We start from the raw sequence: 12,927 nt of genomic DNA on the forward strand, positions 1-12,927 counted from the left end.
ATATTGTATGAAGTGAAAAAGAACTTGATTTATATCAAGTTCTTTTTTTATGGCTAGGCAAATTTGGTATTTAAAAAAGAGCTTTATAGAATAAAGATGTTCAGCTAATACGAGTGACATAGCATACTTTTCCTCTCTATAAAAAAGGGACCTCTGATGAGATCCCTTTTTAAAAATACGAAATGCTAATAAATCATGATAAAGATTGCTGAGGATGAACCATATTTTTGATGGATAGCACATCAGCCAAAAGTTGATCAGACAATAGGTTTTCAGCTTTAATTAAAGCCAATACACTTTGACCCGTTTCATTCGCTTGTTTTGCAATACGAGTCGTTGTTTCATAGCCCAAATATGGGTTGAGTGCAGTAATAATGCCGATTGAATTATCTACATTTGCCTGACAGTGTTCAGCATTGGCACGGATGTTTTCAATACATTTATATTGGAACATTTGCATCGCTTTACCCAACAAATCGATCGATTCGAACAGTTTAAAAGCAATTAATGGCTCCATCGCATTGAGCTGCAGTTGACCTGCTTCGGCCGCCAAAGTAATGGCTAAATCATTTGCAATCACTTGAAAACACACTAAATTCATTGCTTCTGGAATAACAGGGTTCACTTTGCCAGGCATAATTGAGCTGCCTGGTTGACGCGGTTCCAAATGGATTTCATTCAGACCTGTGCGAGGGCCACTAGAAAGTAAACGCAGGTCATTGGCAATTTTTGAGAGTTTAGTCGCGGTACGTTTTAAGAAGCTCGATAATAAAACGAAATCACCCATATCTGAGGTTGCTTCGATTAAATCAGGTGAGCTGCTGATCTGCTTTTGCGTAATTTCAGACAACGCTGCGATGGCATATTCACGATACTTAACTTCGGTATTGATGCCTGTTCCAATTGCTGTTCCGCCCAAATTTACAACACTTAAAGCAGACGGCATGATGTCATTGAGCTTGTTTAAATCATTTTGTAAGGTATTTGCAAATGCGCCAAATTCTTGACCCAAGGTCATTGGAACGGCATCTTGCAATTGGGTACGACCCATTTTTAAGATATGCGAAAACTCATCTGACTTGTTCTTAAAACTTTGAATTAAATTTTGAAACGGGCTATTCAATTGCTCTATTGCAAAAATTAAACCCACTTTAATTGCTGTTGGATAGACATCATTGGTTGATTGAGACATATTAATATCATTATTTGGATGTAAATATTGATATTCGCCTTTTAAATGCTCTAAATGTTCTAAGCCAATATTAGCCAGTACTTCATTGATATTCATATTGGTGGATGTTCCCGCACCACCTTGAATCATATCAATTGGAAATTGGTCATGATACTTATAATTAATAACTTGTTCACATGCATACTGAATAGCATTGTATTTATTTTCTTCAAGCTTATTGAGTTTAAAATTGGCTTCTGCGCATGCAGCTTTAACCATTGCAAGGGCATTAATAAAAACAGGGAATTGATTGAGTTTATTTGGGCTTAAATTAAAGTTCTCTAAAGCTCTTAAAGTTTGTACGCCATAATAGCAATGAACGGGAATCTCTTTATGCCCTAATAAATCCTTTTCAACGCGTGTGTTAATCTTAATGTTCATTTAAATAGACTCTAATCTCGAATAAATCGATATTAAAGTGCGCACGGTTTTTTTTCTAATGTAAAAATATATTACTACATGCATTTTTTGCATAATAGATTATAATTGATCAAAGGATGAGTGAAGAATGAGTTATGACTTTAGAAATTCGATGGATTGAAGATTTACTTGCATTAGAGCAAGAAAAATCGATATCTCAAGCAGCAGCTCTACGACATGTCACGCAGTCTGCCTTTACGCGCAGAATTCAGAATATTGAAAACTCATTGGGTTTCCAAATTTTGAAAAGATACAGTAAAAATATTGATTTCACAGAAGCAGGCCAGGTTTTACTGGCTTCGGCAAAAAATATACAAAATCAACTCACTACAACAATAAAATATTTAGAAAAGAATGTGAAACATGATGAGTTAACCGTCAAGTTTGCAGTGTCACACTCGCTCATTACCCAGTTTTTCCCCCGCTTTATTCATGAGTTATCGATGGATATGACGGACTTAAAATTGGAAATTATTGCCTCAAATTTCAAACAGGGCATGCGCTTATTAAAAGATGGTTCGTGTGATTTTTTAATCAGCTATTGCGATCAAAAAACATTAGAACAATTCGATCGTTCTTTGTTCGAATTTCATAAAATTGTTGAAATGGAAATACTCCCGGTGACGGCCTTAGATCATGATGGGACGGCCAAATATTCACTCGATCAGTCTTTTCCTTTGTTGTCTTATAGTAAACAAGCATATTTAAGAAACTGTGTGGATGAAGCGATTGAAAATAAGTTGGATTATAGAACTTTATATGAGACGGATAATGCAGGTGATTTAAAAGAGTTGGTATTACAAGGTTTAGGTGTGGCATGGTTGCCTAAATTATTGGTTGAAAGAGAGATGCAAGAAAATAAATTAAAAGTACTGGATGGTAATCAGTACTATTTATTTCAAGATGTCTATCTGGTTAAACGAGAAATGTCATTTTCAAATCGAATTAATTATATTTGGAATATTTTAATTCAGAAAAATAAATAATTGGACTTTATGGATTATTTTTGTTAATCGTTTTGAGGTATATTAGGGCAGAGTAAAACTTGAAGTGCGACATAAACCACCTAATTAATTTAAAGGGTTTATGGAGTATATAAAATTGTCATACCATCATCTTAACTTTGAAGATCGTACTGCATTAATGCTTGAGTCAAGAAAAGAAGGCTTTTCAGCCAGAAAATTTGCTGAACTTATTAAAAGACATCCTAGTACGATCTATCGTGAGCTTAAAAGAAATAGCATCAATGACGTTTATCAAGCTCGATATGCTTCTGATAACACTTTTGCTAGACGTAGACGTGGTCACAGAAAACTCAAAATCGATTCAATCCTCTGGAAATTTATTGTTGAAGCGATCCGTTGTTTATGGTCTCCTCAGCAAATAGCAAAGCGTTTAAAGACATTTCCTGATTTGGATCAAACAATGAATGTAAGCCATACAACGATTTATTCAACGATACGCGCATTACCCAAGGGTGAGTTGAAAAAAGACTTATTATCCTGTCTGCGTCATGAAAATAAAAAGCGAAAAGCTAACGGTGAACCTAAAAAAGATTCTATATTACAGGATATTAAAACTATTCATGAGCGCCCAGCCGAAGTTCAAGAAAGAAAAATACCGGGTCATTGGGAAGCTGATTTAATTAAAGGTAAAGACAATAAAAGTTCGATAGCAACACTTATTGAACGAAATACACGGCTCTGTATCTTGGCAACATTACCTGATGCAAAGGCAGAATCAGTGCGCAAGGCTTTAACTGAAGCTCTGAAATATTTACCTGCAGAACTGCGTAAAACGTTGACCTATGACCGTGGACGCGAGATGTCAGAACATAAAATACTCGAAGAAGATTTAGGCATAGATGTATATTTCTGTGACCCACATTCACCTTGGCAAAAAGGCACATGCGAAAATATGAATGGTTTAATTAGGCAATATTTACCTAAAGGGATTGATTTAAATCAGGCAGATCAGCATTATTTAAATCAAGTTGCCATGTCACTGAATACTCGTCCTAGAAAGGCGTTAGATTGGCTTACACCATTAGAGAAATTTGCTCAGCTTGTTGATTATCATAAGGCTTTTGAAACTGTCGCACCTCATGTTTGAATTCGCCTAGACTTCTTGCGTTAGTCAAATTTTAAGCAGTCGAAAGCTATATTTTGTGAGGTTTTAGCCAATTCAAAAATTAGATAAAACTATACTTTCGCAAGAGGTCTATTTAAATAATAAATAAGGTGATTTTATGAATATTAAATAAAGGACTTTACTTACTATTTAAAAATCACCTTTTATTTTATCTATAAATAATTCTAAGTGTTATCGGCTAATTGGTTTGCGGGAGAAATGTTGTTCACCATAATACCTTCTTGCTCGGTACTCTCATCTTTATTGCCCTCAGTACGTGCAATCACGGCAGTTGCAATACTATTTCCAATCACATTGGTTGCCGTACGGCCCATATCTAAAAACTGATCAATCGCTAAAATTAATAGAATACCGGCTTCAGGAAGTTGGAACATAGCCAGAGTGGAGGCAATCACCACAATAGATGCTCGTGAAACACCTGCAATCCCTTTACTCGTAATCATGAGGGTAAAGAGTATGAGTGCTTGCTGGGAAAAACTTAAATCAATGTTGTAGGCTTGTGCAATAAATAACACGGCAAATGCCATATACATCATCGAGCCATCGAGGTTGAAAGAATAACCTAAAGGGAGAACGAAACTGGTAATGCGTTTAGGCACACCGAATTTATCCAAAGCTTCCATGGTTTTTGGATAAGCCGATTCACTACTTGCGGTCGCAAATGCCAACATGGTGGGTTCACGCACGATTCGCATCAATCTAAAAATATCTTTTTTCAAGAAGATATAGCCGAATGCAATCAGGAGAGTCCAAAGCACCAAGAGTCCCACATAGAACTGTCCAATGAGAATACTATAATCGATAATCAGCTTAGGGCCTTGGATGGTAATCGCGGAAGCAATGGCTGCAAAAACGGCGATAGGGGCAAATGCCATGACATAATCTGTAATTCGGAACATGACCTTACAGAGTTCATCAATAATTTTGCCAATGACGATCACTTCACTTTGATGTTGCACATAGGCCAGTGCAGAACCAAAGAAAATGGAGAAAACCAAAATCTGTAATATCTCATTATTGGCCATGGCTTCAGCAAAACTACGCGGGAAAATATGCGTAATGAAGCTTTCTAAGCTCAGACTTGTCGCACTGACACCGATATCAACCGCTGTTTGAGGAACGGTGAGATTCATTCCAGCGCCGGGCTGGAATAAAATGGCTAAGCCCATGCCCAGTAAAAGTGAAATAAATGATGCACCAATGAACCAACTCATGGCTTTTAAGGTAATTGATCCCAGAGATGAGGATTTTCCCATCGAGAGCAGACCAGAAACGATTGTTGCAAACACTAAGGGTGCAATAATCATTTTAATTAATCTTAAGAATACATCGGTCACAATTTTAAAATAGGCTGCAAGTTCTGTGGTTTGTGCAGTCGTTAAAGTGCTATGAAAAGCCCAACCAATCAGTATTCCTGAGATCATGGCAATCAGAATATATTTCAGTAGTTTCTTCTGCTTCATACTTATCGTTCCTTCTTTAATCTTCTTTTCATCAACTTTTGGCCTGATGTAGCAAGGCATTGATGACATTCCATGTTGATCAATTTATAGAGGCATTGCTTTAGGTATTGAGTGCTAAATCATCGATTGGGGATTTAACTGTGGCAAGTGTTACTTTTTTTAAAAAAACGACAATGCAATTTTTAATTCAGTTATGCAAAAAATGCATGAGATGATTCTTTAGTTTTACTTGATATAGGTGAGCTGTTCTTAATATAACGACCGAATGTTTGTTTTTTTAATTCTGATTGGTGATAGGAAAGATATTAAATTTCCTGATTCTGTGAGGAAGAGCCAAGGTCAGAAAGCGAAGTCAAAGTTAATGAATGCACGAACTCAAAACCAAGCTTTCGCTCATAATTTTCCCACGGACAAAACCATTGAATTGCCCGTTTTATCTAATATTTTAATAATCAGCTCATGAATTTAAGTTGCTGATATAAATAGATAATTAAAATAGAGAGGTAGCGTGTTGATGACGTTGATTGAGCAATATCATGACTTTTCACAGCTCATGCACAAGGGCTTGATGTTTTCATTCTTTCCTTTCGTACATCCACAAAAAATTATCTATGCGCAATTCATTGTTAAAGCGACAGAATTTCTAAACATGAATTTAGTTCACTTTTGTGTGAGATTAAATCATTTTTATTCATGTGATCATTCAGGTATAAATTAAACCACGCTCTTAACGATAGATCATATTCATCGTTACTTCTTAGCCTGAGGATCAGAAAAAACTGAAAAGGCTGGAAAGACGATTCGCTAGAAAGGTCCAAAAAGAAAATTGGACCCTCTAGAAAGAGCATGAAAGAAATTCAGTTTTATCGCAGAAATATAGGGTAACAGATCGCCATGAGTACAGAGTTTGCATGTTCAATTAAACGCATTCGTTTTGATGAAAACTATCAACCAGCAGATAACACACGTCTAACGACGAACTTTGCTAACTTGGCGCGCGGTGAAAGTCGTGAGCAGAACCTACGTAATACACTTCGTATGATCAATAATCGTTTCAATGCCTTAGCACAAACAGATAACCCGAATGGTGATCGTTATTCGCTTGAAATCGATATTATTTCTGCAAATTTAGACATTGAGGGGAATGGTCAAGCTTTCCCTATCATTGAAATGCTGAAAAGCACAATTACAGATCATCACACCAATCAACGTATTAAAGGCATGATTGGGAATAGCTTCTCATCTTATGTACGTGACTACGATTTTAGCGTGGTGCTGAAAGAACATAATAAAGAGAATTCGAAGTCGTATGCACCTGAAGGTTTTGGTGATCTACATGGCAAGCTGTATCAATATTTGGTGAACTCAGAGACGTTTAAAGCAGAGTTTAATCAACAGCCTGTGATTTGTTTGAGTGTTTCAACGGCGAAGAAGTACCACCGTACTGCCAATGAGCATCCTGTTTTAGGTGTTGAGTATAAACAAGATGAATATTCACGTACCGATGAGTATTTCCATAAAATGGGCTTACAGGTTCGCTTCTTTATGCCGAAAGGGAGCGCTGCACCTTTAGCATTCTATTTTGCGGGTGATTTACTGCGTGATTACACCGATCTTGAATTGATCAGTGTGATTAGCACCATGGAAACTTTCCAAAAGATCTATCGCCCTGAAATTTACAATGCAAATTCATCAGCAGCTCAAGTCTATCAAGCCAGCCTAGAGTACCCAGATTACTCATTAACGCGAATCGTCTATGACCGCGTTGAACGTGGTCAGCTCGCGGTCAAGCAAGGTAAATGGACAGAAGAAAACTTTATCAAGCCGTATCAAGACATCCTTGAAAAATGGGCTGCGAATTACACCGTAAACAGCAACGCTGCTTAATTTACCTGAAACAGAATATTGAAATAGAGATTTAAAATGGCCATTTTATTACCAACATCAACTGCGGGCAGTTTACCGAAACCTTCTTGGCTTGCTGAGCCTGAGAAACTTTGGTCACCTTGGAAACTCGAAGGTGACGCATTACTCGAAGCGAAACAAGATGCTTTACGTTTGTCATTGCAAGAACAACTCCATGCAGGCATTGATATCGTTAGTGATGGCGAACAAACCCGCCAACATTTTGTGACGACGTTTATTGAACATCTGGATGGCGTTGATTTTGAGAAACGCGAAACGGTGCGTATCCGTAATCGTTATGATGCGAGTGTGCCGTCTGTAGTCGGTGCAGTAAGCCGTCAAAAGCCTGTTTTTATTGAAGATGCTAAGTTTTTACGTAGCCAAACAAATCAGCCGATCAAGTGGGCATTACCTGGCCCGATGACCATGATTGATACGCTGTATGATGGTCACTATAAAAGCCGTGAAAAACTGGCTTGGGAATTTGCTAAGATCCTGAATCAAGAAGCACGTGAGTTAGAAGCTGCGGGTGTGGATATTATCCAGTTCGATGAACCTGCATTTAATGTGTTCTTTGATGAAGTGAATGACTGGGGTGTTGCAACGCTTGAACGAGCACTTGAAGGTCTGAAATGTGAAACTGCGGTTCATATTTGCTATGGCTATGGCATCAAAGCCAATACCGATTGGAAAAAGACCTTGGGTTCAGAGTGGCGTCAATACGAAGAAGCATTCCCTAAACTGCAACAATCTAAAGTTGATATCATCTCACTTGAATGTCAAAACTCGCGTGTACCAATGGATCTGATTGAACTGATTCGCGGTAAAAAAGTCATGGTCGGTGCGATTGATGTGGCAACCAATACCGTTGAAACACCTGAAGAAGTTGCGAATACACTACGTAAGGCGCTTCAGTTTGTCGATGCAGATAAACTCTATCCTTCGACCAACTGTGGCATGGCACCTTTAGCACGTGAAGTGGCACGTGGTAAGCTGAATGCGTTAAGCGCAGGTGCAGAAATTATTCGTAAAGAACTTTCGGCTTCATACGCAGCAAGCGCGTGATGTGAACGGGCTATCTATTTGATCAGAAATGGGTAGCTCGTATTCCATTTAAAAGCATGTGTCCGTTCTACTGAGGAATAAAATGATGATTGAAGCAACAGACTTTAGAGATGCAATGTCTTTGTTAACCAGTGCCGTGAGTGTCGTAACTACGGCAGGCATGGCTGATCGTCATGGATTCACAGCATCTGCCGTATGCAGTGTGACGGATACACCACCGACATTATTGGTCTGTATGAATAAAGCATCGCGTTCACATGCACATTTTGTCGATAATAAAATTTTATCGGTGAATGTGTTAGGTGCACAACATCAGCATATTTCGAATGTCTTTGCATCTAAAATGACGTCTGAAGAGCGTTTCAAACATGGTGTGTGGACAGAGCTAGAAACGGGCGCACCTGTTTTAAAGGATGCTTTGGTCAATTTTGATTGTGAAATTGATGATATTCAAGAAGTGGGAACACATTCGGTTTTTATGTGCCGTATTGTCGCGATTCAACAAAGCCAGTATGAGCAAAGTTTAGTGTATTTTAATCGTGCTTATCATCAGGTGGGGCAGACCGAAACGGCTTAAATTCACTTTTTATTGAACATCAACGCTTGGAAATGCCCTCCCAAATCATAGATTTTTCTCGGCTTGACTCTGGATTTGACTGTATTGAGCTCATTTGGATAATCGAAAGGTTTTCATTTAGGTCACAAGATGGTGAAAATCGGGCAACAGCGTGAGGGGGAAATATTTAATCTAAAAATTCGATAAAAATAATAAAAACTTACTGTTTTACCTATTTTAGATTTGTGCGTATTCTCGCTGTATCACTTAAGCACTCTCACAAATCTTTTGAGGACGAATACATGAGTTTAATCAATACTGAAGTTAAGGCGTTTAATGCAACTGCTTACCAAAATGGTGAATTCATTGAGTTGTCTGAGCAAAACTTGAAAGGCACATGGTCTGTCGTATTTTTCTATCCTGCTGATTTCACCTTTGTGTGTCCAACAGAATTGGGCGACTTAGCCGATCACTATGCTGAGTTTAAAAAACTCGGTGTGGAAATTTACGGCGTATCGACCGATACCCACTTTACCCATAAAGCATGGCACGACACTTCAGATGTGATTGGTAAAATTCAGTATCCATTGATTGGTGATCCAACTTGGACGTTGTCTAAAAACTTTGACGTGCTGATTGAAACAGAAGGTCTAGCAGACCGTGGTACTTTTGTGATTGATCCTGAAGGTAAAATCCAAATTATTGAAATTAATGCTGGCGGTATTGGTCGCGATGCATCTGAACTCTTACGCAAAGTGAAAGCAGCACAATATGTGCATGCACACCCAGGTGAAGTATGTCCAGCAAAATGGAAAGAAGGTGAAGCAACGCTTGCGCCGTCAATCGACTTGGTTGGTAAAATCTAAGCTGACCTCGATAGTTGCATCGTGCTGAGTCACGAGCATGATACCTGTAAAAAATCAGCCCAAGTGGCTGATTTTTTTATGCAGGGTTCTTTTAGCTTTTACAGATGGTAACCCTTGCTGGTGCTGGCAAAGTCTCTTAAACCCTGAATCAAATACTCAATCAGTTTTTCCATGACCAAACGTTGTCCTTTACGTGAAGCATAGACCAACTGTACGGTTCCAATATTGGAACACCAGTCGGGCAAAATGTGAATCAGGCGACCTGAAGCAATATCTGCCTCTACCGTTAAGTAAGGTAGGTTGGCAATGCCAAGTCCATCCAGAGCCGAGTAATACACGCCTGCGACATCATTACTTTTGACCCGTGGTTCTAAAGGAATCACGATCTGTTCATCACTCTGGGTATGATGCAATAACCATTGATAATCAGACTTTTGTACTCCCAGTGTGAGTGTTGGAAAATCATTCAGCTCGGTGGCAAACTGAATTTCACGGCCCTGTAGCAGATCAGGACTGGCCACCAAACAATGCGTGGTTTTGACCACATCACGGACCACAATGCTTGAGTCTTCATTGGCGCTAAAATTGGTTCGAATGGCAAGATCAATGTCATCATGCAAGACATCGACACGACGGCTGGTTAGCTCCATTTCCACTTGGACTTTGGGATATTGTTTTAAAAAATGATTGAGTAAGCTTCGCACTTGATAGCGCATCATCACAGAAGGGCAACTGATTTTGATTAAACCTTGCGGTTCACTTTTCTGTTTCAGTAAAACATTGTGTGCACTTTCGACTTGCTGAATGATTTGACGACATTCTTCAAACAGCTCTTGTCCCAAGGGGGTGACTTTAAAATGTCGCGTTGAACGCTGAATCAGGGTTATGTTGTACTTGGCTTCAAGGTCTAAAATACGGCGACTAAGCTTAGACTTGGTGATGTTCGAGGCATCGCTTGCAGCACTGAAACCGCCGTGCTTGACCACAAGATAAAAATAATAATAGTCGTCAAATGAATGCATGATGGGTTCAAGCCTGTATTGATTTGTGACCGAAGGCAGTCTGCGATGGATGATCTGATACTGTATCATCGCTAACGATTGCGCACGACAAAAAAGCGATCCGAAGATCGCTTTTGCTCAGGTTGAATTATTTCTGCGCTGTATTTTTGCTATAGCTTTGAATCAGGTTTTTATAGTCTGGAATATGCGCTGCAAAGAGTGAACCGAGGCCTTCAATATCATTACGCCAGTCGCGGTGTAATTCGCAAGCTGCACCAAACCATGACATTAGCTGTGCGCCTGCCTGAGACATGCGATCCCATGCTGCATCACGGGTGATGGGGTTAAAGGTTCCCGATGCATCAGTAATCACAAAGACATCAAACTCTTCTTCCAGTGCCGACAGTGCAGGGAAGGCCACACAGACTTCAGTTACTACACCCGCAATAATCAATTGTTTTTTACCTGTGGCTTTTACGGCTTGAACAAAGTCTTCATTGTCCCATGCATTGATTTGCCCTGGGCGTGCAATATAGGGTGCATCGGGGAACATTTCGACCAACTCAGGGACCAAAGGACCGTTTGGACCCTCTTCAAAACTAGTGGTCAGAATGGTGGGAAGATTAAAATATTTCGCGGCAGCAGCCAGTGCCAGCACATTGTTTTTAAATTTGTCTGGGTCAATGTCACGGACCAATGAAAGGAGACCCGCTTGGTGGTCAACCAAAAGAACCGCTGCATTATCTTTGTCTAAACGAATATAAGGTTTCGCCATTTTTCTGTCCTCGTTGTGATTATCAGTCGAGTCTCAAGGCAATCAGTAAGAAGGTTATGGCCTTGAGCTTGAACATCATCATAGGTAGGAAAATGAGACAATAAAATAAGCCAAATGAGATGCTTAATCTTAAAAATAGGAAAATTTGAGCAAAAATATGCCATAAAAATAAGGAATGGCTTTGTTTTTAAATTGATTTTTATGCAGGTGAGATGATTTTAATTGGATTGTCCTATTCGTGTGATTGTGTGTACTAGCGCAGTGCTATAAGACGGATGAGGAAAGGGGTAGTATAGATTGCATATTCATCCTATCGAGATAGGAGTTCCAAGATGAAAAAAGTAATCGGTGTTTATCGTAATCAAGACATGCATTGGGTTGGAGATGGTTTTCCTGTCAAAAACCTCTTTTCATATGACCGCTTAGGACAAGCGATTAGTCCGTTTCTACTTTTGGACTATGCTGCACCTTACAAATTTGATCCAACCACATCGCAACGTGGTGTGGGTTCACACCCGCATCGTGGCTTTGAAACAGTCACCATCGCCTATAGCGGTGAAGTGACACACAAAGACTCTAGCGGCGGCGGTGGTACCATCAATACTGGCGATGTACAGTGGATGACTGCGGGTTCAGGTGTGGTGCATGAAGAGTTTCATTCTCCAGCCTTTGCTGAGCATGGTGGTCTGTTTGAAATGGTACAACTTTGGGTGAATTTGCCAGCCAAAGAAAAAATGACCACACCCCGTTATCAAGCCTTGACCGTGGCAGATATCCCGCGCATCGAAATGGATGATAATGCTGGACACATACGCGTGATTGCGGGCGAGTTTGGTGGTCATCATGGCCCTGCTCAAACGTATAGTCCCATCAATGTTTGGGATGGTGAGTTAAAAGCAGAGTATGAAACTTTTATCCATGTGCCCGTCACGCATAACACGATTGTGGTGGTGCTCAGTGGTGAAGTGCTGATTAATGGCACGCAAAAAGTGGTGGATAGTTCCATTGTGATGTTTGCTCAAGATGGCGAAGCTGCAATTCAACTACAAGCGCTGCAAGACACTAAATTCTTGGTGTTGACCGGTGAACCACTGAATGAGCCAATTCAAGGTTATGGTCCATTTGTGATGAATAGCAAAGCGGAAATTGTGCAAGCTTTTGACGATTTTAATCGTGGCAAGTTTGGTGAAATCTCTGTTGCTGTGGTGGACTAAAATCTTGGCGCTAAAAAGAAGAAATCCCTACTCGGTCAAGGGTAGGGATTTTTTAGGCGCTGTAGTCTTCTTGTTTTGCATAGTTGGTCATGAATTATTATGTGATGTAATTATCTTTTTTATGCGGGGCGCATATTAGCGCTTTTTCGCTGGTTTGTAAAACAGATGTTATAAAAATAGTTAATTTATATACTTTGTTTTTAAAGGGTTTATATTTTTATTTAAAATAAAATGCATAAAAAACCTGTGTTTATTTAAGTGGCTTTTTAGTGTAATGAAA

11 protein-coding genes are annotated in these 12,927 nt (G+C 39.3%); 7 read left to right on the forward strand and 4 right to left on the reverse strand.

Features of this window, described 5'->3' with window-relative positions:
* Window positions 1-193: 193 nt before the first annotated feature.
* Window positions 194-1,612: an aspartate ammonia-lyase gene (locus AC4CU2_RS00980; RefSeq protein ID WP_490768156.1), complete on the reverse strand. Its 1,419-nt coding sequence runs from the start codon at window positions 1,610-1,612 to the stop codon at window positions 194-196.
* Between the two features lie 134 nt (window positions 1,613-1,746).
* Here AC4CU2_RS00980 and AC4CU2_RS00985 point away from each other — a divergent pair, with 134 nt between their 5' ends.
* Complete coding sequence (locus AC4CU2_RS00985) at window positions 1,747-2,637, forward strand: LysR substrate-binding domain-containing protein (protein WP_078425068.1); 891 nt, start codon at window positions 1,747-1,749, stop codon at window positions 2,635-2,637.
* A gap of 100 nt (window positions 2,638-2,737) precedes the next feature.
* A complete protein-coding gene (locus tag AC4CU2_RS00990) occupies window positions 2,738-3,763 on the forward strand; it encodes an IS30-like element ISAba125 family transposase (RefSeq protein ID WP_081405716.1) in 1,026 nt (341 codons plus the stop codon).
* Between the two features lie 203 nt (window positions 3,764-3,966).
* On the opposite strand, the gene AC4CU2_RS00995 is transcribed toward AC4CU2_RS00990, so the two are convergent.
* Window positions 3,967-5,265 carry a dicarboxylate/amino acid:cation symporter gene (locus AC4CU2_RS00995; RefSeq protein ID WP_490768157.1) on the reverse strand — a complete coding sequence of 433 codons (1,299 nt, stop codon included), beginning with the start codon at window positions 5,263-5,265 and terminating at the stop codon, window positions 3,967-3,969.
* An 894-nt stretch (window positions 5,266-6,159) separates the two neighbouring features.
* Here AC4CU2_RS00995 and AC4CU2_RS01000 point away from each other — a divergent pair.
* The 4 genes from AC4CU2_RS01000 (at window position 6,160) to ahpC (ending at window position 9,657) form a co-directional block, all read left to right on the forward strand.
* Entirely contained in the window at window positions 6,160-7,152 is a 993-nt protein-coding gene (locus AC4CU2_RS01000) for a DUF1852 domain-containing protein (protein ID WP_438330926.1), read from the forward strand.
* A 36-nt stretch (window positions 7,153-7,188) separates the two neighbouring features.
* Window positions 7,189-8,235 carry a methionine synthase gene (locus AC4CU2_RS01005; protein WP_279741407.1) on the forward strand — a complete coding sequence of 349 codons (1,047 nt, stop codon included), beginning with the start codon at window positions 7,189-7,191 and terminating at the stop codon, window positions 8,233-8,235.
* An 85-nt stretch (window positions 8,236-8,320) separates the two neighbouring features.
* Window positions 8,321-8,812: a flavin reductase gene (locus AC4CU2_RS01010; protein WP_438331091.1), complete on the forward strand. Its 492-nt coding sequence runs from the start codon at window positions 8,321-8,323 to the stop codon at window positions 8,810-8,812.
* A gap of 281 nt (window positions 8,813-9,093) precedes the next feature.
* Complete coding sequence (ahpC, locus tag AC4CU2_RS01015) at window positions 9,094-9,657, forward strand: alkyl hydroperoxide reductase subunit C (RefSeq protein WP_004691631.1); 564 nt, start codon at window positions 9,094-9,096, stop codon at window positions 9,655-9,657.
* Window positions 9,658-9,755: 98 nt separating this feature from the next.
* Here ahpC and AC4CU2_RS01020 read toward each other — a convergent pair whose 3' ends face one another.
* Window positions 9,756-10,679: a LysR substrate-binding domain-containing protein gene (locus AC4CU2_RS01020; RefSeq protein ID WP_490768158.1), complete on the reverse strand. Its 924-nt coding sequence runs from the start codon at window positions 10,677-10,679 to the stop codon at window positions 9,756-9,758.
* 127 nt (window positions 10,680-10,806) lie between these two features.
* Window positions 10,807-11,433: an isochorismate family cysteine hydrolase YcaC gene (ycaC, locus tag AC4CU2_RS01025; RefSeq protein WP_004691629.1), complete on the reverse strand. Its 627-nt coding sequence runs from the start codon at window positions 11,431-11,433 to the stop codon at window positions 10,807-10,809.
* A 332-nt stretch (window positions 11,434-11,765) separates the two neighbouring features.
* On the opposite strand from ycaC, the gene AC4CU2_RS01030 reads away from it, so the two are divergent.
* A complete protein-coding gene (locus tag AC4CU2_RS01030) occupies window positions 11,766-12,647 on the forward strand; it encodes a pirin family protein (protein WP_438330928.1) in 882 nt (293 codons plus the stop codon).
* Window positions 12,648-12,927: the final 280 nt, after the last annotated feature.

Source organism: Acinetobacter sp. 797_lipA (assembly GCF_058243025.1).

Coding starts and splice junctions, on each gene's coding strand:
- AC4CU2_RS01005 (WP_279741407.1), top strand. CDS start 7,189: ATGGCCATTTTATTACCAACATCAACTGCGGGCAGTTTACCGAAACCT.
- AC4CU2_RS00985 (WP_078425068.1), top strand. CDS start 1,747: ATGACTTTAGAAATTCGATGGATTGAAGATTTACTTGCATTAGAGCAA.
- AC4CU2_RS00995 (WP_490768157.1), bottom strand. CDS start 5,265: ATGAAGCAGAAGAAACTACTGAAATATATTCTGATTGCCATGATCTCA.
- AC4CU2_RS00990 (WP_081405716.1), top strand. CDS start 2,738: ATGGAGTATATAAAATTGTCATACCATCATCTTAACTTTGAAGATCGT.
- AC4CU2_RS00980 (WP_490768156.1), bottom strand. CDS start 1,612: ATGAACATTAAGATTAACACACGCGTTGAAAAGGATTTATTAGGGCAT.
- AC4CU2_RS01000 (WP_438330926.1), top strand. CDS start 6,160: ATGAGTACAGAGTTTGCATGTTCAATTAAACGCATTCGTTTTGATGAA.
- AC4CU2_RS01020 (WP_490768158.1), bottom strand. CDS start 10,679: ATGCATTCATTTGACGACTATTATTATTTTTATCTTGTGGTCAAGCAC.
- ahpC (WP_004691631.1), top strand. CDS start 9,094: ATGAGTTTAATCAATACTGAAGTTAAGGCGTTTAATGCAACTGCTTAC.
- ycaC (WP_004691629.1), bottom strand. CDS start 11,433: ATGGCGAAACCTTATATTCGTTTAGACAAAGATAATGCAGCGGTTCTT.
- AC4CU2_RS01030 (WP_438330928.1), top strand. CDS start 11,766: ATGAAAAAAGTAATCGGTGTTTATCGTAATCAAGACATGCATTGGGTT.
- AC4CU2_RS01010 (WP_438331091.1), top strand. CDS start 8,321: ATGATTGAAGCAACAGACTTTAGAGATGCAATGTCTTTGTTAACCAGT.